The following is a 22,752-nucleotide window of genomic DNA, read 5'->3' as shown; positions in this document are numbered from 1 at the left end:
AGGGAAAAGTCATGAGGCCAACCGTGCTAGGCGTATTCGACAGCTACGCGAATGCGTATTCGGCGCAGCGCGCACTGAGCGAGGCTGGGATAGCGCAGGCGGATATTGCCATCTACTCGATATCGGCTGATGCTCCCCGCGAAAAGGGGCCACGCGTCTATTTGCAGGGCGCTGTCGATACGCACCATCACAAGAAAGTATTCGATCGGCTGGAGCAGTTGTTCGCGCGCATCTTCACGACAGGAGCGTATCCACCGGATGCGGAGGATTACAGGGAATTCATCCGGCGCGGTGGCACGGTAATCAGCGCCGATATTGCTGAATTGCAAATCGATCAGGCGATCGAAACGATGCTGCGCATGGGCGCAGCCGACATTGAGGAGCGTGCCAACGCGTGGCGTACTGGTTCTGCGAAGGCGCCAGGTCCGGAACATACGGCGCATCCGGGCGGCGCCGCAATCGGCGAACGCGCCAGGCCGCACGAAGTCACACACGGATGGCAAGGCGACACGCGGGCCGCATCGGCGGCGCGGCCGATGCCTACCCAGGCTGCTCCTGCCACAGCAGCGCGCGGCCCCGCCACGGCCGGGGAGAAGCAGCCTCACACCGCGCAAGCGCACGACGCCAACACGGCTGCGTCAAACGCCCAGCGTCCATCGGGGACGGGTTTCATGGGCGACCCGGGACTCGGCAGCCAACACGACGACCAACAGCCATACGACAGCGAATTTAGAAAGGACTACGACGCACATTATGCGAATACGGGGGCGTCATACGACGAGTATCGGCGTGCCTATTCACACGGCGCCACGCTCGGACGCGACGAGCGGTTTCGCGGGGCCGACTGGCAGGGCGTGGAAGCGAGTGCGCGCGCGAACTGGGAGTCGCGATATCCGGAAAGCGGATGGGAGCGCTTCAAGACGGCCGTGAGGCACGGTTGGGAACGTGTCAGGGGCGGCGGCTAGGCTAGAACACTGGCTAACGGCGCGCCAGGCGCCGAAGCATCGACAGATTCGGTGGACGCTACGAAGGCATAGCCAATTTAGTTAAGACTCCTCTGGTCTACGCGGACAAATCCGCGTCGAGTGCCCGGCTCATGGCGCGCGAGTTCTATCACTCCCCGCACGAACGCCCGTGCGGATATCCGTCAGCCTGTTCCCGTCGCCAGTCCGCCGCTGTTCAAGCGCGCCCACGCAGGCAATGCTTGCGAATTGAAAGGTGGATATCCGCAATTACCCCAAGGAAAAGGCGCTGGCATTTCTGCGCCAGGCGTACTACGATGGCGCCCAATGTTACCGGTTACAGTAAACGGTAACATCGAGCTAAGCAGACCGCGCTTCACTGTGGCGCGGCCGCAAGCGAAATTACTAATAGAACAGGAGACAGGAGATGAATCTGGCCACCAACGTGCGAAGCCGCTCCAGGATTCGCTGGTGGGTTGCCGGGCTCATGTGGGCGGCGATTGCGATCAACTACATCGATCGAACGGTGTTGTCGGCGGCGGCGCCGCGCATCCAGTCGCAATTCCATCTGAGCGCGGTCGAAATGGGCGTCGTCATGTCGGCGTTCTTCTGGTCGTACGCGCTGCTGCAATTGCCCGCGGGGTTTCTCGCGGATCGTTTGGGCCAGAAGAAAGTGCTCGGTTTCGCCGTGCTCTGGTGGTCGCTGGCGACGGCGGCCACGGGCGTCGCGAACGGTTTCAAGTCGCTCGTCGCGTTGCGCGTGGCGCTTGGCGTGGGCGAGGCGGGCGCGTATCCGAGCAACGCGGGCATTGCGTCGAAATGGTTTCCGCGCAGGGAGCGCGCCACGGTCGCGGGTATCTTCGACAGCGGTTCGAAGCTCGGCGGCGCGATCGCGCTGCCGCTCATAGCCGCGATGCTCACGGCGTTCGACTGGAAGATCACGTTCGCGCTCAGCGGTTTGCTCGGTCTGATCTGGTACGTGGTGTGGCAATTCACGTTCAGCGATTCGCCGCGTGACCACAAGCGGGTCAATCCCGAGGAACTCGCGTACATCGAGAGCGATTTGCTGGCGCAGCAAAGCGACGGGGCGGCGAGGCCACCGCTGCGCAAGCTGCTCGCGCATCGCAACATCTGGGCGATGTGCATCGGCTTCTTCATGATCAACTACAACTCGTACTTCTTCATCACCTGGCTGCCCACGTATCTCGTGAAGGCACGCGGCATGACGATGATGGAAATGGGCTGGATGGCGTCGCTGCCGCTGCTCGCCTCGATCGTAGTCGAGATCTTCGCGGGCTGGGCGTCGGATCGCGTGTTCGCCTCGGGCAAGCTTTCGCTCACCGCCACGCGCAAGCTCTTTCTCGTGATCGGCTTGCTGATGGCGTCGATCATCGGTTTCGCCGCGTTCGCCGATTCGGCCGCTGTTGCGGTGCTGCTCCTGTGCATCGCGAAGTCGGGCACGACCGTGGCGGCTTCGCAGGTCTGGGCGCTGCCGGCCGACGTCGCGCCGCGCAACGCCGTGTCGATGGTTGCGGGCGTGCAGAACACGGTATCGAACATCGGCGGCGTGGTCGGCCCGGTCGTCACGGGTGCGATCGTCGGCGCGACGGGTTCGTTCGTGCCCGCGCTTGTAGTGTCGTCGGCGCTGATCGGCGTGGCGATCGTCAACTATCTGTTCCTGCTGGGCAAGGTCGAGCCGATTCGTCTCGACGGTGCTTCGACGCAGCCGCAGGCGCGCGAGTACAGCAACGCCCCGTAATTCCACCGGATCGATCTTCGTTGTGTCGATGGAAGCATTCCCGCTGATCCCTTGAGGCCGGAATCCGTAGTACTCCTGTAAATATTAAAACCAGACAGATCACCTGTATGAAAAAAGCACTTTTCGCAGCGGCCGGGCTTTTGTCCGTCGCACCCGTCGTGGCGCAGGCCCAGAGTTCCGTCACGTTGTATGGTCTCGTCGATGCCGGTATCGGCTATGTCAACAACATCAAGGGCGGCTCGGCGTTCCAGCTGACGAGCGGCCGCCTGAGCGGCAGCCGTTGGGGCCTGAAAGGCAACGAGGATCTCGGCGGCGGTTTAAGCGCGGTATTCACGCTCGAAGGCGGTTTCAAGCCCAGCGACGGCACCGCCGCACAGGGCGGGCGCCTGTTCGGCCGCAGCGCGTTCGTGGGCATTGCGAAGAGCGGCATCGGCACGTTCACGCTCGGGCGCCAGTATGAACCGCTCGCGGATCTGGTCGCGCAATACGCGGGTCCGGGCACGTGGTCGCCGTCCACGCACGTGGGCGACAACGACAACCTGAACCAGACGTTCCGCATCAACAACGCGGTGAAGTTCCGCAGCGAAACCATCGCGGGCTTCACTGTCGACGGCATGTACGCGTTCAGCAACCAGGCGAGCGGCTCGGCCGGGCAAGGCTTCGGCAACAATCGCGCCTGGGGCATCGCCGCCAACTACGTGAACGGGCCGCTTTCGATCGGCGGCGGCTACGTGCTGCTCGATCATCCGAACACGACGGCCAACACGAGCGGCGCGGTCGGCGGCGCATCGAGCACGACCGGCGACGACTACAGCGGGGGGTTCTTCTACGGCCTCGACGGCGGCGTAGCCCGTCAGCAGATTGCGGTGGCCGGCGCGAACTACAAGATCGGCAGCGCGATTGCGGGCTTTGCCTTCAGCCACACCGAACTCAACTACAACGACGGTTCCACGCGCAAATTCAACAACTACGACGCGAATCTGCGCTACTCGCTCACGCCGGCCACGACGCTGATCGGGGTGTACACGTTCACCGACGGCCGCGCGAACGGTCTGCCGGGCACGGGCGGCGCGACGCTCAAGCCGAAGTGGCATCAGTTCACGCTGGGCGTGGATTACGCGCTCTCGAAGCGCACGGACGTCTACCTTTCGGGCACGTATCAGCTCGCGGCCGGCGACGCGTCGACGCGCGTGGGTTCGACTTACAGCCGGATCGCGGCGATCGCGTATGCGGGCGGCGCGTCGTCCACGAATCGTCAGGTCGACGTGTTCACGGGCATCCGCACGAAGTTCTGAGCGCGCCTTCACGCGTTAAAAGCAAAAGGCCTCGCGATGATCGCGAGGCCTTTTTGCGTGGTCATCGCGACGCAATGAGTCTCAAGCCGAGCCGCGCTCGATCAGTGTGAAACCGACGTCGACTTTCGCACGCTTGCTCGTGCCGGTCTCGATTTTCTCGATCAGCATGGACGCTGCCAGCTTGCCGATCTTCGTGCCGTCGATGCGAATGGTCGTGAGCGGCGGGTCGGTGTCGGCGGCGAAATTCTGGTCGCCGTAGCCGATCACCTTGAGGCGCCCGGGCACGTCGAGCGTGCGCGCATGGGCCTCCATGAGCACGCCGAGCGCCATGATGTCGGCGCCGCAGAAAATCGCGTCGATCTGCGGATGTTCGTCGAGCAGCTTCGCGAACGCGCGCCGTCCGTCGCCGAGATGCGCAGGTGAGGGCACGGCGGCCACGGGAATCTCGCGCTCGCTGCCGAAGGCTTCGATGAAGGCGTCGGCGCGCAGCATCGCCCGGCGGTCGCCCGGCGTGACGATGGCCGGATGCCGCGCGCCGCGCTCACGCAGGTAGCGTGCAGCCGCTTCGCCCACGCGCGTGTGCGAGAAGCCGATCAGCATGTCGAGCGGCGAGCGGGTGATGTCCCACGTTTCGACCACGGGAATGCCGGCCGCGCGCAGCTTCTGCCGCGACGCCTCCGAGTGGATCACGCCGGTGAGCACGATGCCGGCCGGACGCCGGCCGATGATGGCGTCGAGCAGCGCCTCTTCGCGCGACTCGTCGTAGCCGCTCTGGCCGAGCAGCAACTGATAGCCGGCCGTCTCCAGCTCCGCGGTCAGGGCCGCGACGGTCTCCTGGAACACGCTGCCCGCCATCGCCGGGATCAGCGCGACGACGAGGTGGCTGCGATTCGAGGCGAGCGAACCCGCTATCAGGTCGGGCGTGTAGCCCGTTTGCCGCACGGCTTCGCGCACGCGTTCCAGGGTTTCGACCGAAACGAGTTCGGGATTGTTGAGGGCGCGTGAAACCGTGACCTTCGTGACCCCGGTCAGACGGGCCAGATCGCTGAGCGTGACCCGGCCGGTGTTCTTGCGGGCACGCCGCGACGCGGTGCCGGCGGCGGGCGGGGCGAATTCTGTCGAAGTCTTGGTCACGGGCGCGGGCGCTCCTGCTGCAAAAAAGGTGTTGGCAATTATCCCAAAACTATACTAGGATGGCATCTACGTTACCGGTTACATTAACCGGTAACGTGATTCCAGAACGAAAGGCGGCGCGTTCCCCGGCGCGGCCAGCAACCATCTCGCATGGGACCGGAGCAGGTGCCGCTCGCCCTCCGGATCGTCAGCGGAGACAGGCGAATGCTCCAGTCCAACAAGTCCTATAGCGGGCCGTTAATCCGGCTCAACCCGAACGACAACGTCCTGATCGCGCGCGAGCCGCTGACAATCGGGCATCAAGTCTCGATCGAAGGCGCCGCGATTCGCCTGCGCGCGCAGGTCGCCGCGGGCCACAAGGTGGCGGCGCGGCGCATTGCGTCGGGCGAGCCCATCCGCAAGTACGACACCGTGATCGGCGTAGCCGCGCGCGACATCGAGCCCGGCGACCACGTCCACACGCACAACATCACGCTCGTCGATTTCGACCGCGATCCAGGCTTCGGTCTCGACGTGAGGCCCGTCGACTACGTCGCGCCGGAACAGCGCGCGACGTTCAACGGCATCGTACGGCCCGACGGCCGCGTCGCCACGCGCAACTTCGTCGGCATCATCGCGTCGGTCAACTGCTCGGCCACGGTCATTCGCCATATCGCCGACTACTTCACACCCGAGCGGCTGCGCGATTATCCCAATGTCGACGGCGTGGTCGCGTTTGCGCAAACCAGCGGCTGCGGCATGTCCTCGCCGAGCGAGCACTTCGACGTGCTCCGCCGCACCATTGCGGGCTACGCGCGTCATCCTAACCTGGGCGGCGTGCTTATCGTCGGGCTGGGGTGCGAGCGCAACCAGGTCGGCGATCTGCTCGACTCGCAAGGATTGAAGACGGGCAAGGCCGTGCACGCGCTGGTGATGCAGGATACGGGCGGCACGCGCGCGACGATCGAAGCCGGAATCCAGGCAGTGCAGGCCATGCTGCCCGCCGCGAACGACATCGTGCGCACGCCGGTGCCCGTTAGCCATCTGAAGATCGGTCTCGAATGCGGCGGCTCGGACGGCTTCTCGGGCATCACCGCGAATCCTGCGCTGGGCGCGGCAATGGACCTGCTCGTGCGGCATGGCGGCACCGCGATCCTCTCCGAAACGCCCGAGATTCACGGCGTCGAATACATGCTCACACGCCGCGCCGTGTCGCCCGAAGTCGGCCAGAAGCTGCTCGACCGGCTCGCGTGGTGGGAGCGTTATACGCGCGGCCAGAATGGTCAGTTCAACGGCGTGGTCGGGCCGGGCAACCAGCAGGGCGGTCTCGCCAACATCTTCGAAAAGTCGCTCGGTTCCGCAATGAAGGGCGGCACGACGCCGCTGCAAGCCGTGTACGAATATGCAGAGCCGATCGATCGCGCGGGCTTCGTGTTCATGGATTCGCCCGGCTACGATCCCGTCGCGGTGACAGGCCAGATCGCGAGCGGCGCGAACCTGATCTGCTTCACCACGGGCCGCGGCTCCATGTTCGGCTCGAAGCCCGCGCCGACGCTCAAGCTCGCGAGCAACACGCCCATGTTCACGCGCCTCGAAGAGGATATGGACATCAATTGCGGTCTCGTGATCGACGGCGAACGCACGATCGAGGAAATGGGTCAGGACATCTTCGATCTGATCGTGCGCGCGGCTTCGGGCGAGCGCACGAAGAGCGAGCTGCTCGGGCTCGGCGACAACGAGTTCGTGCCCTGGCACATGGGCATCGTGAGCTGAGGGCGCGTAGCTGCGCCTTGAATCGACATCAATAGAACAGGTAGGGAGACGGCAGATGCTCGAAACTGCACAACGGCATGGCCGTTCGAAGATGCGCTGGTGGGTCGCGGGCCTCATGTGGGCCGCGATCGCGATCAACTATATCGATCGCACGGTGCTCTCGGCGGCGGCCCCGAAAATTCAGTCGGAGTTTCATCTCGACGCGATGCAGATGGGCATCGTCATGTCGGCGTTCTTCTGGTCGTATGCGCTGCTGCAATTGCCCGCGGGCTTGCTCGCCGATCGCCTCGGCCAGAAGAAAGTGCTGGGTTTCGCGGTGCTCTGGTGGTCGCTCGCGACCGCGATGACGGGCCTCGCGAGCGGCTTTCGCTCGCTCGTCGCCTTTCGCGTGGCGCTGGGCGTGGGCGAAGCGGGTGCGTACCCGAGCAACGCCGGTATCGCCACGCGCTGGTTTCCGCGCAAGGAACGCGCGACCGTCGCGGGCATTTTCGACAGCGGCTCGAAGCTCGGCGGCGCGATCGCCTTGCCGCTGATCGCGTGGATGCTGGCCGCGTTCGACTGGAAGATGACCTTCGTGCTCACGGGCCTGCTCGGCATCGTGTGGTTCGTTGCGTGGCTGGTGAGCTTCACCGATTCACCCGCCGATCATCGGCACGTGAATGCGGCGGAACTCGCGCACATCGAAAGCGATAAAGGCGCGCAAAACGCGCAGCCGCCCGTGCGTCCGCCATGGCGCAAGCTGCTTGCGCACCGCAACGTGTGGGCGATGTGCATCGGCTTTTTCATGATCAACTACAACTCGTACTTCTTCATTACGTGGCTGCCCACGTATTTGATGAAGGAGCGCGGCATGAGCGTGCTGCAAATGGGCTGGATGGCCTCGTTGCCGCTGCTCGTGTCGATCGTGGTCGAGATTTTCGCGGGCTGGGCCTCGGATCGCGTGTTTGCGAGCGGCAAGCTTTCTCTCACGGCAACGCGCAAGCTCTTTCTCGTGATCGGGCTCGTGATGGCGGCGAGCATCGGCTTCGCGGCGTTCGCGCATTCGGCGCTCGTGGCGGTGCTGCTGCTGTGCATCGCGAAGTCCGGCACCACGGTCGCGGCCTCGCAGGTGTGGGCGCTGCCCGGCGACGTCGCGCCGCCCAATGCGGTTTCGATGATCGCGGGCCTGCAAAACTCGGTGTCGAATCTCGGTGGCGTGGTCGGCCCGATCGTCACGGGCGCCATCGTCGGCGCGACCGGCTCGTTCGTTGCCGCGCTGCTGTTCTCGGCAGCGCTGATCGGCGTTGCGATCGTCAACTATCTGTTCCTCCTCGGCAAGGTGGAACCCATTCAATTCGGCGACCCCTCACAGGAGACACGCATTCATGAACCCGCAGACGTCAGGGCCTAATCCGTTCAAGGCGGCGCTGGCCGCGCGCAGGAAGCAGGTCGGCTTCTGGCTTTCCATGGCCGATCCCTACCTCGCCGAGGTGAGCGCGACGGCCGGCTTCGACTGGCTCCTCATCGACAGCGAGCATGCACCCAACGAGTTGCGCACGATCCTCGCGCAATTGCAGGCCGTGGCAGCGTACCCGGGCGAGCCGGTCGTGCGCCCCGTGAACGGCGATCCGGCGCTGCTCAAGCGTCTGCTCGATATCGGCGCGCGCAACCTGCTTGTGCCGATGGTCGATACCGCCGACGAAGCACGCGCGCTCGTCGCCGCTGTGCGCTATCCGCCGCATGGAATTCGCGGCGTGGGCAGCGCCGTGGGCCGCGCGTCGCGCTGGAGTCTGCGTACCGATTACCTCGATATTTCGGATGACGAAGTGTGCCTGCTCGTGCAAGCCGAAACGGCGACGGCGCTGGGCAATCTCGAATCGATCTGCGCGGTGGACGGCGTGGACGGCGTGTTCATTGGGCCGGCCGACCTCGCGGCTTCGATGGGCCATCGCGGCAAGGCCACGCATCCCGAAGTGCAGCAGGCGATCGACGGCGCGATCCGCACGATCGTCGCGTCGGGCAAGGCGGCGGGCACACTCACGTCCGACCCGGCGCTCGCGCGTCATTACCTGGAGCTCGGCTGCACGTTCGTCGCGACGGGCGTGGACATCCTGATGTTCGCGAACGCGGCGCGCAAGCTCGCGCGCGATTTCGCGGACGTACGCACAGCGGACTAGGGCCGCACGCGATTCGATCGCCGGTTACGCCCGTCGCGACGATATAACGGCGCACGATAACCCTTGTAGAAAGGAGCACGCAGTGAGTTTAGAGTTGACGCGAGGCGAACTGCTTCGACAGGAAAATTTCATCGACGGCAAGTGGATTGCCGCCGCCGGTGGCAACCGTTACGCCGTGACGAATCCGGCGACGCAGGCCACGCTCGCGCAGGTGGCCAACAGCAGCGCCGCCGACGCCCGCGCGGCGACCGATGCGGCGAGCCGCGCCTTGCCCGCCTGGCGCGACAAGCTGCCCCGCGAGCGGGCGCACGTGCTCAACCGTTGGCACGCGCTCATCATCGAGAACACCGAGGATCTCGCGCGCCTCATGTCGATGGAGCAGGGCAAGCCACTCGCGGAGGCGCGCGGCGAGGTTGCCTATGGTGCGTCGTACGTCGCGTGGTTCGCCGAAGAGGCAACGAAGATCTACGGCGACATCATTCCGCAGACGCAGCGCGGCAAACGCATGAGCGCGATCAAGGAGCCGGTAGGCGTCGTCGCCGCGATCACGCCGTGGAATTTCCCGCTCGCGATGATCGCGCGCAAGATCGCCCCGGCGCTGGCGGCCGGCTGCACGGTCGTGGCGAAGCCCGCCGAGGACACGCCGCTTACGGCGCTCGCGCTGGCCGCGCTCGCGCAGGAAGCGGGCTTGCCCGACGGCGTGCTCAACATGATCTCGGCGGCGCGCGACGAAGGCATTGCCGCTGTGGCCGACTGGCTCGCCGACGACCGCGTGCGCAAGATCACCTTCACGGGCTCGACGGCGGTGGGCAAGCATCTGGCGCGCGAATCGGCGGGCACGCTCAAGAAGCTCTCGCTGGAACTGGGGGGCAACGCGCCGTTTATCGTGTTCGAGGACGCCGACCTCGACGCGGCTGTCACCGGCCTGATGGCAGCCAAGTTCCGCAACGGCGGGCAGACCTGCGTGTGTCCCAATCGCATTTACGTACATGAATCGGTGTACGAACGATTCGGAGATCTGCTGGCGCAGCGCGTGGCTGCGCTTCATGTGGGACCGCCAACGGACCCCAAGGCGCAGATCGGACCGATGATCAACGAGCGTGCGATCGACAAGATTGCGAAGCACGTCGAGGATGCCGTGACGAATGGCGCGCGGGTACTCACGGGTGGCAAGCGGCTCGCTGATCTGGGGCCGAACTATTACGCGCCCACTGTGCTCGCCGACGCGACCGACGCGATGGTGCTGTGCTGCGAGGAAACGTTCGGTCCTGTCGCGCCACTGTTCCGCTTCACGCACGAGAATGACGTCATCAGGATTGCAAACGACACGCCTTTCGGTCTCGCGGCTTACTTCTACACGAACGACGTGCGCCGGATCGATCGCGTGGCGGGAAAACTGGAAGTCGGCATCGTCGGCATCAATGAAGGCGCCGTGGCCAGCGAGGCGGCGCCTTTTGGCGGCGTGAAGGAGTCTGGGTATGGGCGCGAAGGCTCGAAGTATGGCCTCGACGACTACCTGAGCACCAAGTATGTGTGCCAGGGCGGGCTCGACTGATGGTGGCGGCGCGCGTCTACATGGGCCGTTGCACGGCTAGGTGGGCAAAAGGCCAGCTTTTCGATAGCTTTCGATGAGTGCGTCATAGAGAGCGATATCGGAGCGGCTCCTCGCGATGAGCTGCGCGCCGGCGATCGCAGCGAAGATAGCGCGAGCCCGCTGTTTGCTCTCTCGCGGTCCGACCACTGCCGCGGCGGCCAACACTTTGCTCAACCACGCCACATTCACGTCAGCAAAGGTCCGGACTTCTTTCATCACGATTTCCGGCAGGTCGTCAGTTTCGGCGGCCATGAAGCTGCATAGGCATATGCGATTGCCGGTTTCAAGCGCCTTGCGGAAGGTGTCTGGGTAGTGACGAAGGCAGCGCAGCGGGTCCTGCGATCTGGCCAGCATGTCATCCAGAGCCGCCGCCGTGTCCTCCCAGTAACGCCTCGCTACCGCTGCGCCGAGATCGGCCTTGCTTTCGAAATGGTGGTAGATGCTCGCGGCCTTGATACCAACCTCGTCCGCGAGATCGCGATAATTCAAACCGCCGTAGCCGTGCGCCTGCGCGAGCCTCGTGGCGGCCGCCAGGATTCTCTCCTTCGAGTTCGAGCTCGCGTCATTGCTCACTGTTTCAGCCTCCGTAAGCGGGAAATAGGCGTTGACAACGCGTATTGTACATCTTATCGTTAACCTAACAAACGTTAGGTCGATTACCGGACGACGTGTCTTCGCGCCGCCCGATCCGATGCAGCCGACTATGGAGCGCCCCGGCAATGACTTCCCATACCGTCAGTTTCGACGCAACCCAGCTACCCGTGATGAAGATCTATGACTTCCCGACAGGGCCGTATCCGACACGCGTGCGCATCGCTCTGGCTGAAAAGGGGCTGCAATCGCGCGTGCAGTTCGTGATGGTCGACCTTTACAAGGGGGAGCACAAAAAGGCCGGGTTCATCGCCGGCAAGAACTATTCGGGGACGCTGCCGGTGCTCGAACTCGATGACGGAACCTGTATTGCCGAGTGCACGGCCATTACCGAATACCTCGACGCGCTCGGTGGCGCGCCTGTGCTTACCGGTGGCACACCGCGCGAAAAGGGCGTGATTCACATGATGAGCAAGCGCGCCGAGTTGGAGCTGCTCGACGCCGTCAGTGTCTATTTCCATCACGGCACGCCAGGTCTGGGCCCCGACGTCGAGACGTATCAAAATCCGGAATGGGGGTTCCGTCAACGCGACAAGGCGCTGAGGGGTATGCGCTACTTCGATGCTGTTCTAAAAGGACAACCCTATGTCGCAGGCGAGGCTTTCTCGATGGCCGACATCACCGTCATCGGCGGTTTGATCTTTGCGGCGCTTGTGAAGCTACCGGTGCCTGCGGAGTGCGAGGCGCTTCAAGCCTGGTACGCAAGAATGCTGGAGCGCGAGAGCGTAAGAAACCAGCCGGTGTTTGCTGCCCTGGCCCGGGCGTCAGGACCGACCGGGACAGACTAGTGATGGCTACGCAGCGCTTGTCCCGCGCGCTACGTGTGCCAACGCCAACGCCAGCCTTGCTCCGACCTCGGCATTGTGTTTCACGATCGCGATGTTCGTCGCCAGGCTACGTCCGCCTGTCAACGCATTGACGCGCGCGAGCAGGAAGGGGGTCACGGCCTTACCCGTGATTCCCTTCGCAGTGGCCTCGTCGAGCGCCTGCTGAGTCAGCGCGTCGATCTCTTCGAACGTCATCGCTGCCGCTGCCGGCACCGGAGTGCTCAGCACCACACCGCCCTCGAGGCCGAGGTCCCACTTGGTGCGGAGGAACCGCGCCTGCTCCGCGGGGTCGTCCAGCCTGAAGTCCGCGCGAAAGCCGCTGTCACGCATGTAGTACGCCGCGAAATTGTCCTGTTCGCAACTGAGTACGGGTACGCCGTGGGTTTCCAGGTATTCCAGGGTGAGGCCGATGTCCAGGATGGACTTCGCACCGGCGCAGATTACCGCCACCGAGGTCTTCGCCAGTTCCTGCAGGTCGGCCGAGATGTCGAAGGTCTCCTGCGCACCCCGGTGTACCCCGCCAATGCCTCCGGTGACGAAGACCTCGATCCCGGCCAACGCGGCGCAGATCATCGTGCCGGCGACGGTCGTGGCGCCGAGCCCGCCGCCGGCCAGGATGGCCGGCAGGTCGCGGCGGCTGACCTTGTGTACCCGTTCCGAGCGGCCGATCAGTTCCAGTTCGTCGTCCGTCAGGCCGATGCGGATCCGCCCACCGATCAGTGCGATAGTCGCGGGCTCAGCGCCCGCGTTACGGATCAAGGCCTCCACTTCGCGCGCAGTACGAACGTTCTCGGGGTAGGGCATGCCGTGGGCAATGATGGTCGATTCCAGCGCCACGAGCGGCCGGCCGGCGGCCTGTGCGGCAGCCACTGGAGAGCTGCAGGTCAACCACGAGCGTGCAAGGTCCGTCACCATGTCGATGCCTCGTCAACTGAGCTGGTTCGCTACGATCCAACCCGACCGCCGCCGAGCGCGGGACCAGGATGCGTAGACGCGCCGATGTGGTACAGGTTCGCATACGGCGCGCTGTGCCCGCGCTTATCTGAGACGCCCGCGAACGGGCGCAGCCAGAAGAACTGGTCTGGCGAGCATACCCCGAATCACCTCTTCATATACTTGCGAACAGCCTCCGGGCTCACCGGCGTAAAGAAGTTGACCAGATTGCCGTCCGGATCCCGAAAAAGCAGCGAGCGATTGCCCCATGGCTGGGTGGTGGGCACCTGTACAACGTCCTTGAGCCACTCGCCGAGCCGGCTGTAAACTTCATCCACATCGGGCACGTGGAATTCGAGAATGAGCGAGTGATTGCTTGCCGGTATCGCGGCGCCCGACCCGAACAGGTCCATGGTGCGCTTGCTGCCAATTGCGAGCGTGCAGGTAGCTGTAGACAGTTCTGCGAATTCCTCCGTGTACCAGATGGCCTTCAGCCCGATGTCCTCGTAGAATCGGACCAGCCGTTTGATGTCATCGGTGATAATGCGAGCGGAGACGAAGTCCATTTTATTGTCCTTTATGAGGAAAACCAGTATCCGGACCAGCATTGGCAAGCTCGAGGTCCGGCGATAAAGTCGCCGCTAACGCGGTAGACGACTTTCCAGCATCCTACAAAAGGCCTGCTGCCACCATTCTGTCAGCAGCGAAACTCCGTCATGCGCCGAGCAGATCGACTCTTCCAGATCATCCAGATTCTTCGACGCGCAAAGCGTCCCGTGACCGCGCGCGTTCTGTCCGATGAACTGGAAATCTCTGTGCGGACTGTTTATCGCGACATCTCCGATCTGATGGGACAACGCGTGCCCATTTCTGGCGAGGCAGGCATTGGCTACGTGCTCGACCGTCACTACGACATGCCGCCTCTCATGTTGACGCCCGATGAGCTGGAAGCCGCCGTGCTCGGCGCACAATGGGTCGCCCAACGAAGCGATCCGGTGCTGGCTAGAGCCGCTCGGGATCTGATCGCCAAGATCACTGCCGCGGTGCCGGACCAGTTGAGGCCATTCATCGCTGAGCCGACGGTCAGCACGCCGCCGCCACAATCGTCGCGGGCCGACATGCTGAACGTCGCGCAGGTTCGCGAGTGGATTCGCGTGGGTTGCAAGCTTCGAATCCGTTACCGTGACGAACACGGACGCGCGAGCGAACGCACGATATGGCCGCTGCTCGTTGGGTACGCGGATGCTGTCCGACTACTTGTTGCGTGGTGCGAATTGCGTCAGGAATTTCGCCACTTCAGGACGGATCGCATTGTCGACGCCACGTTTCTTGGCGAGCCGCATGATGTGCGGAGAAGAACACTGATGGCACGGTGGAAGCAGCATATGAAGCAATCGCGCGGAATCGATCTGCCGGAATAAATGGTTCCCCGTGCTCGCGACTGCGCTGCCGGCTGCCATGAAGGAAAAAGCGTATTGACTGCGAAAGCGGTCAATCCAACGTTGGGGAACGAATGACGGCTCCTCCTGCCGTCCGAAGCGTTCGGCTGCAGGCACCTTTCAGGCGTTGATCCAGGCTCGCGCCTGCTCCAGTTCGTTAGGGTGGAACGACTTGATTTCAGCCTTGGTGAAGAATCGCGCCAAATGCATCGAGGCGCGAATCCAGCCCGCGTCTGCCACTACTGCGGCGCGTGTGACCTTGCGGGCGAGGGAGACGCCGAGCGTCATGTCGGTCCACAACGCCTTCGGCTCCATACCGCTGAAGTGCTCGATGCGTTCGAGCACACGGGTCTTCCCGTTCAGTTCAAAATCGCCGCGCATGCGCTCGATGGCTTCGCGCAGTTCGTGGTCGGTGATTTTGCCTTCGACGGTGATTTCGATGACCGGCGAATCGGGAGTGGAATGATACTGGATCATGGCGGGCCCCCTGGGTACGGAGACGTTACACGCTCAGGCGCGGATAAGCCTGGCGCTCGGTAGTTTTCTCATGGTACCCCTTTCCTCGTGGCCGGTTGGCTTGCCACCCCACGGTAGCGGCGGTTCGAACCTCGATTCGCCGCTCCCGGCGCAGAGACAAACGGCCTCAAATGTTTGCAGTGCATAAAAAAAAGCCGCATACAGTGATGCGGCCGAGGGGTGCGCCTAACGGGGGCTATTCCGTATTCAGGCGCATCGCCAGATTACCTGCGGTGTGTGACAGTCAACTAGCCGACAAAAATAGCGGTGCGTCGTGTCGGCATAGCACAACAACAAAATTAGGGAATCTTGCGGCGCACTGTAGTCTCGGTTAGATCGGCCGCCTCGCCTTTAGCGAAGGTGCATTGGCGGGCCCCGCGGCCGGACGCAGTTTCCTGCCGATCACCCGTTATCGGTGCGCATCGCGAAACATGAAATCGCGGTCCCATCGGTCAACTGGAATCGCCTGAAAGCCGCCTTCATGGCAGCACGACGATCTTCCCTCCGGCCTTGTTCTCTTCCATGCACCGGTGCGCTTCCACGATATCGTCGAGTCGAAAAACCCTCCCAATGGGGATGCGAAGTGTTCCGGCCTTCACCTGCGCCAGCAGCTCGTCGTAGGGCGTCGCCATGAATTCATTGACTCCGCCGTCGTATATGGTGAGTTTCACCGTGCTCGGTATTACTTCCATCGGGCTGAAAGTATCGAACGACCATTGGTTGCCAACGATGCCCGTCATGCACACCACGCCGCCTTGTTTCGCACAGCGCAGCGAGTCCTTCAGTGTCGTGGTTCCGATGAGTTCCAGCACTTTATCCACGCCGCCGGGCGACACTTCGCCGATCTCCTGCGCGATTGCGCCCGTGTCTATGACGACACGGTCGGAACCGTTGGCACGCAGCGCGTCGCCTTTCTGCGGATTGCGGGTCGTCGATATCACAAACGCACCGTGCGCTTTGGCGATTGCGGCAGCGGCAAGTCCAACCGATGTCGTTCCTCCCCGAACCAGCAGCCGGTCCCGCTTCTGCAGCGCGAGGGCCTTGAAGAGCGAGCCCCACGCGGTCTGAAGCATTTCCGGCATTGCGCCGAGCGTTTCCCAAGGCACGCCAGTGATCAGTTTTTGCACCTGCCGGGCAGGTACGCAGGTGTACTCCGCATAGCTGCCGTCGAACTCACGCCCCAGGCCTCCCATCGCGGTGGCAACCGTATCGCCCTTGGCGAACTCCATTCCTGGTGCGTCTTCCACGGTGCCGACCGCCTCAATTCCGGGCACGCGCGGAAACTTCACGCTCTGGGAAAATCCCTGACGCGTGAACATTTCGGAACGGTTGAGTCCGAACGCCTTCACGCGGATCAGCACCTCGCCGCGCTGCGGCACCGGGATCGGACGCTGTTCGAGCTTGAGCACCTCAGGGCCGCCCGGCTCGTGGATCACTGCGGCTTTCATGGTCGTCATCGACGCCTCCTTTGCGGCACACGCGTGTGTATGCAAAACGATAGAGCAGGCGCGATTTTCCGGTAGGCGGTAAAGCAGAAAATCGTTTTCCAGTTCCGGAAAGATCAACGCGCCTCGACATGCCACTTGCGCGCCTGTGCAGCGGGTTCGCCCCCGTCCTTGCGACGCCGACGACGATTGGCGCACAATGGTTTTCCAACGATGGAAAAGCGATGGCGAACCTCAACTCGCTGGTGATATTCGCCAAGGTGGTCGAATCGGGCAGCCTCTCCGGGGCGGCACGCCGGCTTGGCATGCCGGTCTCCACAGTCAGCCGGCACATCGCGGAGTTCGAGCAGGCGCTGGGCGTTCGCCTCCTCGAACGCTCCACTCGTAATCTCACCCTCACCGAACTGGGCAAGGAGGTGTACGAGCAAGCCGTGCGGGGCGTCGAGCTGGGCGAGGCCATCGAGAGCGTCGCTTCGAACCATCTCTCGGACATGTCCGGGCTCTTGCGCCTTTCGGCGCCGCCGAGCGTTTCGGATACCTTGCTGACGCCGCTCGTCATGGAATTTCAGAAGCGCTATCCGAACGTGCGTTTTCAGATTCTCGTCACCGAGCGCTACGTCGAACATATCGCCGACGGCGTCGACCTCGTGTTCCGCGTTGGGGCACTGCGCGATTCGTCGCTGGTCGCGCGGCGCCTTCTGGCCTATCGGCATCGCATCGTGGCAACGCCCGCTTGCCTCAAGCGCTGCGCAGTGATCCGAAAGCCGCAGGATCTGCTCGAGCATCGCCTCCTCGCGTTTTCGCACTGGAAGCCGGATTGCAGCTGGTGCTTCGTGCACGAGAATGGAGGGCAAAAGCAGACGCTCACGTTCCAGCCGTTATTCGCGATGAACGATTTTGCCGGCCTCGCTGCCATGTTGCTGGCGGGTGCCGGCATTGGTGAGCTGCCTCCGGTGGTCCGGCCCGATCTCGTCCGCGAGGGCAAGCTGGTGGAGGTGATTCCGCAATGGCGCCTCCCGACATACGATCTCTCCCTTGTCTACCTGGGCAACCGGCACATTTCGAAACCGTGCAGGCTCTTCAAGGAATTCGCCATCGAGATGGCACCGGTGTTGTTTCCGGATCTTCCGGAGTAGCGTGCGGTACATTCGAATTCCTTACGGATTACGAATGATTGAAACGGGTTCGGTGGAATCGCCTGTTTTCGCCTTTCAGGATGGTAAGGTGCCAAAGAGCCCGGGCACCATCTTCGACGCGAAGTCCCTGAAAATACGAACCTGGCGGGGCAGATAGCGGTCGCGCAGGTTGGCGATGGTCAGGTCGAATACCGGCAGATGCCAGTCCGGCAGGACCTCGACGAGTTGCCCGCTACGCACGAGGTCTGGCTGGACGATAGGCGGCAGGTCCCCGATGCCGCAGCCTTCGAGCAGCGCCACGATGAGCCCTGTGTAATCGTTCATGGCGATTGCCGGCTGAAAGGAAACCGTTTCGGTATCCCGGCCGTTGACGTGAACAAAGCTCCAGCTATAGTCCGGCTTCCAGAACGAGAACGCGAAAAGCCGGTGCGCGGGAAGGTCTCTCGGCGATTCCGGCGGCGGGCATCTGGCGAGGTACTTCGGACTCGCCACGATCTGATGCCGGTAAGTCAGAAGCGTGCGCGCTGCGAGCGTCGCGTCGGTGAAGGTTCCGACCTTGAACGCGATGTCGACATCCTCGGCTATCTGGTCGACGATGCGCTCGGTAATGAATGCCTTGACTTCAACGTTGGGGTAAGACTGCTGGAAGGCTTCGACGACAGGCACGATGAGCGAGTCGGAGAGGCTCGGCGGCGCACAGAGCCGCACGGCGCCGGACACCTCGGGCAGGCGGTTCGAGATGACATTGTCGACGGCTTCGCTGACCTCCGTAGCCTGTTTTGCGAGCTCGAATACTTCGGTGCCGAAGTCCGTGAGCCTCAGGTGATGCGTGGATCGATCGAGCAAACGAATGCCCAGCTGATTTTCGAGTTCGGCGATACGGCGGCTCACCGAGGAGATGGGCATCTTGAGCCTCCTCGCGCCCTCCGAGAAGCTGCTCGCCTCGACGACCTTCGCGAAAATCAGCAGCGTATTCAGATCTTTCATTACCGTTACGCTCCGTCCGACCGGCATGTGGCTGGCGATCCGCGGCCTCCATCGCCTGACGCAGATTACCGCCGCAACCGGGCGGCAGCAAGGCGGCAGCATGCCCGCGGCGCGGAAGCTTTCCAGAAATGGAAATCCGATTTCCGCAATGTCCGTTAGCGGTCACCGGAGCGGTTGGCTACCATCGAGAAAAATCCGGTGAGCGTGTCGTCGTAGACCCGTCAAACCCGATCGCCCCAGACCGAAAGGGTGGATCCGGGAACATTGTTCCGGGCGAGCGACCAGGCTGCGCCAGGAAGGCCGCATCGCTCGTCCAAGCGGCGTTGGCACCGTGCATCAGATCATGGAGGGACGACTCATCGTGAACACCGCAACGCGCAACGTCTCCACGCTCGCCGAATTGCAGGCGGCGCTCGACAACGACCAGGTTCTGCATATCGTCGTTTCAGCGCAGATCGATGGGGTGGCGGCCCTTCGCCTGCGGCCCGGTCTGGCTCTGACCGGCATCGACGCACACGCCGCCCTGCGCTTCGCGCCCGGCAGCGACGGGCTGGAGCTATCGGCAGACAATCGGGTCGAGGGCTTGCGGCTTTCGACGGACCCCGATCGGCGCGCCATTTTCAACGATACTCGTGTCGACGGATTCGGTCGGCTCGTTCTCCACGATCTGAGCATTGCGGGCGTCGTGCGGTTGCTGGCCCGCGACAGCGTGGCTGGCGGCCACGTCGAAGCACACGATATCGACATTTGGGCTGCGGACGCCCGTGGCTATGACGAGCGCCCGAAGGGATATGGCGTCGAAGTCGTTCCGGGCGCATTCACGCTCTGGAATCAGCGCGAAGACCGCGACGTGGTCATCACGGCGGACCTCACCGGGCTTGCGGCGGGCCGTGCCGGTGCGCCGGTTCGCGGCAGCGGCATCTTCGTTGGCGGCGCGGGGGAGTCGGGCGGGCGTGTCGTCGCGCATCGCCTGGAAACGGGCGCCGTCCACAGCGATGGCGGCATCGCGCCGGGCACGCCGGATCGCATCACCGGCGGCGTGTTCGTCGTGTCGGGCGCATGCGTCGCCAGCGTGCACAATCACGGCCCGGTGACGACCTACGGTTCGAACGACATGGTGCTCGACAACTGGGGAGCCGTCGATAGCTGGATCGTCGACGGGAAAGTCACTTCCTATGGGCCGAGCGGCATCGGCTTCGTCAATTTCGGCTCTCTCGAGCGACTCGAAGTCAACGCGTTGATCGAGACGTTCGGCCAGGGATCGCGCGGCTTCAATGTCTACACGGGCACCGTGCGATCGGCGCAATTCGAGCGCGTCGTCACGCATGCCGATGGCGCAGTGGGCGTCCAGATCAGCCAGCCCGTCGGCGAGATCGCCGTCCGCCGGGGCATCGAGACGTGGGGCGGTACGGGCGACTCACTGGTCAAGGGCGTTGTTGTACGGCTAGCGGCGACGGCGCTCAGCATCAAGCCCGGAGGATCGGCGCGCAAGATCGCGATCGCCGGCGGCCTGATCACGCATGGCGAAGGCGTCAATCCGCTGGAACTGCATGGTGCGATCGATGCGCTCGAGGTCAGTGGCGGATTGACGGCTGCCGGCGGTGGATTTGCCAGCATCTAGCACCGAACGGTGATGCTACAGGGAACGCAATGGACCACACGACAACATCCGGTATGGCGGACGATGCCCGTTCGCGGCGCGACTTTCTTCGGGCTGGCTCGGCCTCGGCGCTCATGCTTGCCCTGGCGGCCCCGGCGCTGGCCTCGGGTGAAACGAACAGGGCTGAAGCGGTGCGATCCGGCTCGCCGCGACCAGGCGGTCCGCTCCAGTCTGCGGGCGCCCTCGAGTTCGGGCCCGACAATGTCCTCTTCGTCGGCGATATCACGGGGGCGGCCGTTCATGCGTTTGCCCTGAAGGATTCGGACGTGACCTCGCAAGCCGACGTGGAGATGGGAAATTATCATAACTTCGAAGGCCGCGATCTCGTCGTCGGCGTGGATCAGAAGCTCGCTGCGCTCTTCGGCACGACGGTCGGCAATATTGTCATCAACGATATGGTGATCCATCAGCCGTCACGACAGATCTTCATGTCGGTCGAGCGCGGCCACGGGGCAGGCGCCATGGCAGCAATCGTGAAGGTCAATCACGGCAAACTCGAGTTGCTCGAACTCGACGGGATTGCGCACTCGAAAATGGCCATTCCCAATGAGCCGGACCAGAAAGCGATGCTGGAGTTCGAGCCCCAGCAGGTCTATGCGATCACGGACGTGAAGTACTACAACGGCGAGGTTTTCGTGACAGGAATCTCGAATCAGCGCTTCGCATCGACGCTGTATCGCATCCCATATCCATTCGACTCCCGACTGTCGACGAGCACCGTCGAAATCTGGCACCCGACGCACGGAGAGTTCGAAACGCGCGCCCCGATCGTGCGGCAATTGATCCGGGAGATGGATGGAAAACCGTACCTGTTTGCGGTGTACGGTTGCACGCCGCTCGTTCGCTTACGGCTGGAAGATCTGAAGGATGGCGCGCATGTGCGCGGGGACACGATCGGCGAGCTGGGCTATGGGTCGAATCCGCTGGATATGCTGACTTATACTGATCCGATCGACCATAAGGACTACTTGCTGGTTACCATCGACGTGCGCAGCGCATCGCGTATCGAAGCTGCGGAGTTGACGACCGCGAAACCCGAGCCGACCGGTGGTCCCATCGATTTCGGGCCGGGCGGCCTCGGGCGCACGCAGCGCGATCTGCCGATCCGGGCGGAACATATCGCGATTCTCGATCCACGGTGGGCAGTCGTCGTCTGGCGGCATCCGAAGACGGCCTGGCGGCTGGACATCGGCACACTGATGGTTCCGTACTTCTTCGATCGCCGATTGGGAATGGCGGAAATGAACTGGCCGAATGGTCCGGATCCGTTCCACTACCGCGAACATCGCAACGAGATCGACCACGCGTAGCCGGTTGCCAGATGAACTGGACGCGGGGTATTGCGCAACGAGACTGCCTGAAAATGCCGATGACACTCCAGCCATCACTGCGGGTCGAGCACGAGACACAGCGGAGCGCGGCGGCTTGCGTCGGCGTGCACAACCTCGATCCAGGGCTTGTTGCGTTGCTCGTCGAACACCGGGGGACGGCTCGTCTGCTGCAATCCGTGCTGCGTGTGAACGTTGTCGATGCAGCCATGCGGGGCGGCGACGAACTTCCCGATGTGGCTGGCCGCTATCAGCTGCTGGAGACCGGGGTGCGATTCATCCCGCGTTTTCCGTTCGAACCGGGCGTTCGCTATCGAGCGAGTTTCGATCCGCAGCCGCTCGGGCGGGGCGAGCGTGCGGACGTGCTGACGCTCGAATTCTCGCTACCGGACCCAATCGGCGGCGACCCGGCTTTCGTGACGGGTGCCTTCCCATCCGCCGACGTGCTGCCGGAAAACCTGCTTCGATTCTACGTTTGTTTTTCCAGCCCGATGCGGCGTGGCTGTGCGGAGTCGCAGATCAGTCTCATCGGCCCCGATGGCCGGCCTGCTCACGACGTGCTCTATCGGCCTGCGCTGGAGCTTTGGGACAGGAGCATGCGATGCCTGACCGTTCTGCTGGATCCGGGCAGGCTGAAACGCTGGGTAGGCCCCAATCGGGAACTGGGTCCGCCGCTCACGATGGGGCAACGCTACGCGCTGGCCGTCGGCTCGGCGATGGTCGACTCGTCCGGTCGTCCGCTACAGCAGCATTTCTCCAAGCCTTTCGTTGTCGCCCAGGCGGTTCGCGAGTCCGTTGAGGTCGCACATTGGACGGTGCTGCCTCCTGCGGCGAACACTGATCAACCTCTGGAAATCATGTTTCCCAGGCCGCTGGATTGGGCGTTGCTCCGACGCGCGATTACGGTCGTTGGGGACGACGAGCTGCCGGTGCGAGGACGAGCCGCGATCGCACAGGGCGAAAGACGTTGGACCTTCACGCCAGCTTCGCCCTGGACGGCGACGCGGCCCGCCATTCGTGTCGCGCCGGACCTGGAAGATGTCTGCGGCAACAACCTGTTCGAGGCGTTTGACGGGCCGCTGCGAGCGCACCGCGAATCGAGCGTCGAACGCACCAACCGCACGATTCGCTTCGAACTCGCACTAGCGGCGCATTCCGCGTAGCGAGCGTGAAGGCGC

Annotated in this window: 20 protein-coding genes and 1 pseudogene; 13 read left to right on the top strand and 8 right to left on the bottom strand. The window is 63.4% G+C overall.

What is annotated here, in order from left to right; all coding sequences use genetic code 11:
• Positions 1-11 precede the first annotated feature (11 nt).
• The 3 genes from M3I53_RS32030 to M3I53_RS32020 all read left to right on the top strand — a co-directional run bounded on the left by M3I53_RS32030 (position 12) and on the right by M3I53_RS32020 (position 4,016).
• Positions 12-965: a hypothetical protein gene (locus M3I53_RS32030; RefSeq protein ID WP_254319831.1), complete on the top strand. Its 954-nt coding sequence runs from the start codon at positions 12-14 to the stop codon at positions 963-965.
• 424 nt (positions 966-1,389) lie between these two features.
• Positions 1,390-2,721, top strand: a complete 1,332-nt coding sequence (locus M3I53_RS32025) for an MFS transporter (RefSeq protein ID WP_254319830.1) — start codon at positions 1,390-1,392, stop codon at positions 2,719-2,721.
• Between the two features lie 107 nt (positions 2,722-2,828).
• Positions 2,829-4,016, top strand: a complete 1,188-nt coding sequence (locus M3I53_RS32020; RefSeq protein ID WP_254319829.1) for a porin — start codon at positions 2,829-2,831, stop codon at positions 4,014-4,016.
• A gap of 81 nt (positions 4,017-4,097) precedes the next feature.
• Here the strand turns inward: M3I53_RS32020 and M3I53_RS32015 are convergent, their stop codons facing one another.
• Positions 4,098-5,150, bottom strand: coding sequence for a LacI family DNA-binding transcriptional regulator (locus M3I53_RS32015; RefSeq protein WP_254319828.1), 1,053 nt, complete (start codon positions 5,148-5,150; stop codon positions 4,098-4,100).
• Between the two features lie 204 nt (positions 5,151-5,354).
• Between M3I53_RS32015 and M3I53_RS32010 the strand changes: the two genes are divergently transcribed.
• The 4 genes from M3I53_RS32010 to M3I53_RS31995 all read left to right on the top strand — a co-directional run bounded on the left by M3I53_RS32010 (position 5,355) and on the right by M3I53_RS31995 (position 10,613).
• Positions 5,355-6,902: a UxaA family hydrolase gene (locus tag M3I53_RS32010; RefSeq protein ID WP_254319827.1), complete on the top strand. Its 1,548-nt coding sequence runs from the start codon at positions 5,355-5,357 to the stop codon at positions 6,900-6,902.
• Positions 6,903-6,957: 55 nt separating this feature from the next.
• A complete protein-coding gene (locus tag M3I53_RS32005) occupies positions 6,958-8,292 on the top strand; it encodes an MFS transporter (protein WP_254319826.1) in 1,335 nt (444 codons plus the stop codon).
• A complete protein-coding gene (hpaI, locus tag M3I53_RS32000) occupies positions 8,267-9,058 on the top strand; it encodes a 4-hydroxy-2-oxoheptanedioate aldolase (RefSeq protein ID WP_254319825.1) in 792 nt (263 codons plus the stop codon). The genes M3I53_RS32005 and hpaI overlap by 26 nt, the downstream gene beginning before the upstream one ends.
• An 82-nt stretch (positions 9,059-9,140) precedes the next feature.
• On the top strand, positions 9,141-10,613 hold the full coding sequence (locus M3I53_RS31995; protein WP_254319824.1) for an NAD-dependent succinate-semialdehyde dehydrogenase: 1,473 nt from the start codon (positions 9,141-9,143) through the stop codon (positions 10,611-10,613).
• Positions 10,614-10,649: 36 nt separating this feature from the next.
• On the opposite strand, the gene M3I53_RS31990 is transcribed toward M3I53_RS31995, so the two are convergent.
• On the bottom strand, positions 10,650-11,225 hold the full coding sequence (locus M3I53_RS31990; RefSeq protein WP_254319823.1) for a TetR/AcrR family transcriptional regulator: 576 nt from the start codon (positions 11,223-11,225) through the stop codon (positions 10,650-10,652).
• A gap of 146 nt (positions 11,226-11,371) precedes the next feature.
• Between M3I53_RS31990 and M3I53_RS31985 the strand changes: the two genes are divergently transcribed.
• Positions 11,372-12,091: a glutathione S-transferase gene (locus M3I53_RS31985; protein ID WP_254319822.1), complete on the top strand. Its 720-nt coding sequence runs from the start codon at positions 11,372-11,374 to the stop codon at positions 12,089-12,091.
• Between the two features lie 6 nt (positions 12,092-12,097).
• On the opposite strand, the gene M3I53_RS31980 is transcribed toward M3I53_RS31985, so the two are convergent.
• From M3I53_RS31980 to M3I53_RS31970, 3 genes and pseudogenes are all read right to left on the bottom strand, one after another.
• Entirely contained in the window at positions 12,098-13,045 is a 948-nt protein-coding gene (locus M3I53_RS31980; RefSeq protein ID WP_254319821.1) for a pseudouridine-5'-phosphate glycosidase, read from the bottom strand.
• A 12-nt stretch (positions 13,046-13,057) separates the two neighbouring features.
• Positions 13,058-13,227 (bottom strand): annotated as a pseudogene (locus M3I53_RS31975) (NAD(P)/FAD-dependent oxidoreductase); the annotation flags it as partial.
• Between the two features lie 3 nt (positions 13,228-13,230).
• Positions 13,231-13,629 (bottom strand): VOC family protein, encoded by a 399-nt coding sequence (locus M3I53_RS31970; RefSeq protein ID WP_254319820.1) that lies wholly within the window; start codon positions 13,627-13,629, stop codon positions 13,231-13,233.
• 150 nt (positions 13,630-13,779) lie between these two features.
• On the opposite strand from M3I53_RS31970, the gene M3I53_RS31965 reads away from it, so the two are divergent.
• Entirely contained in the window at positions 13,780-14,484 is a 705-nt protein-coding gene (locus M3I53_RS31965) for a YafY family protein (RefSeq protein WP_302057925.1), read from the top strand.
• A gap of 138 nt (positions 14,485-14,622) precedes the next feature.
• On the opposite strand, the gene M3I53_RS31960 is transcribed toward M3I53_RS31965, so the two are convergent.
• Together M3I53_RS31960 and M3I53_RS31955 are read right to left on the bottom strand one after the other, a co-directional pair.
• Positions 14,623-14,979 carry an STAS/SEC14 domain-containing protein gene (locus tag M3I53_RS31960; RefSeq protein ID WP_254319818.1) on the bottom strand — a complete coding sequence of 119 codons (357 nt, stop codon included), beginning with the start codon at positions 14,977-14,979 and terminating at the stop codon, positions 14,623-14,625.
• A 518-nt stretch (positions 14,980-15,497) separates the two neighbouring features.
• Complete coding sequence (locus tag M3I53_RS31955; RefSeq protein WP_254319817.1) at positions 15,498-16,475, bottom strand: zinc-binding alcohol dehydrogenase family protein; 978 nt, start codon at positions 16,473-16,475, stop codon at positions 15,498-15,500.
• A 119-nt stretch (positions 16,476-16,594) separates the two neighbouring features.
• Here M3I53_RS31955 and M3I53_RS31950 point away from each other — a divergent pair, with 119 nt between their 5' ends.
• Positions 16,595-17,599, top strand: a complete 1,005-nt coding sequence (locus M3I53_RS31950) for a LysR family transcriptional regulator (protein WP_309249560.1) — start codon at positions 16,595-16,597, stop codon at positions 17,597-17,599.
• Positions 17,600-17,674: 75 nt separating this feature from the next.
• On the opposite strand, the gene M3I53_RS31945 is transcribed toward M3I53_RS31950, so the two are convergent.
• Positions 17,675-18,586, bottom strand: coding sequence for a LysR family transcriptional regulator (locus tag M3I53_RS31945; RefSeq protein WP_254319815.1), 912 nt, complete (start codon positions 18,584-18,586; stop codon positions 17,675-17,677).
• 400 nt (positions 18,587-18,986) lie between these two features.
• Here M3I53_RS31945 and M3I53_RS31940 point away from each other — a divergent pair, with 400 nt between their 5' ends.
• The 3 genes from M3I53_RS31940 to M3I53_RS31930 are packed head-to-tail and all read left to right on the top strand — an operon-like array spanning position 18,987 to position 22,737.
• Positions 18,987-20,207 carry a hypothetical protein gene (locus M3I53_RS31940; RefSeq protein WP_254319814.1) on the top strand — a complete coding sequence of 407 codons (1,221 nt, stop codon included), beginning with the start codon at positions 18,987-18,989 and terminating at the stop codon, positions 20,205-20,207.
• Positions 20,208-20,236: 29 nt separating this feature from the next.
• Positions 20,237-21,556 carry a hypothetical protein gene (locus tag M3I53_RS31935; protein ID WP_254319813.1) on the top strand — a complete coding sequence of 440 codons (1,320 nt, stop codon included), beginning with the start codon at positions 20,237-20,239 and terminating at the stop codon, positions 21,554-21,556.
• A gap of 53 nt (positions 21,557-21,609) precedes the next feature.
• On the top strand, positions 21,610-22,737 hold the full coding sequence (locus M3I53_RS31930) for a hypothetical protein (RefSeq protein ID WP_254319812.1): 1,128 nt from the start codon (positions 21,610-21,612) through the stop codon (positions 22,735-22,737).
• Positions 22,738-22,752 lie beyond the last annotated feature (15 nt).

It is taken from the genome of Paraburkholderia sp. CNPSo 3272 (assembly GCF_024206495.1).
Classification (GTDB): domain Bacteria; phylum Pseudomonadota; class Gammaproteobacteria; order Burkholderiales; family Burkholderiaceae; genus Paraburkholderia.
The sequence above is the reverse complement of the archived record's forward strand: the minus strand, read 5'-3'. Positions and strand labels throughout refer to the sequence as shown.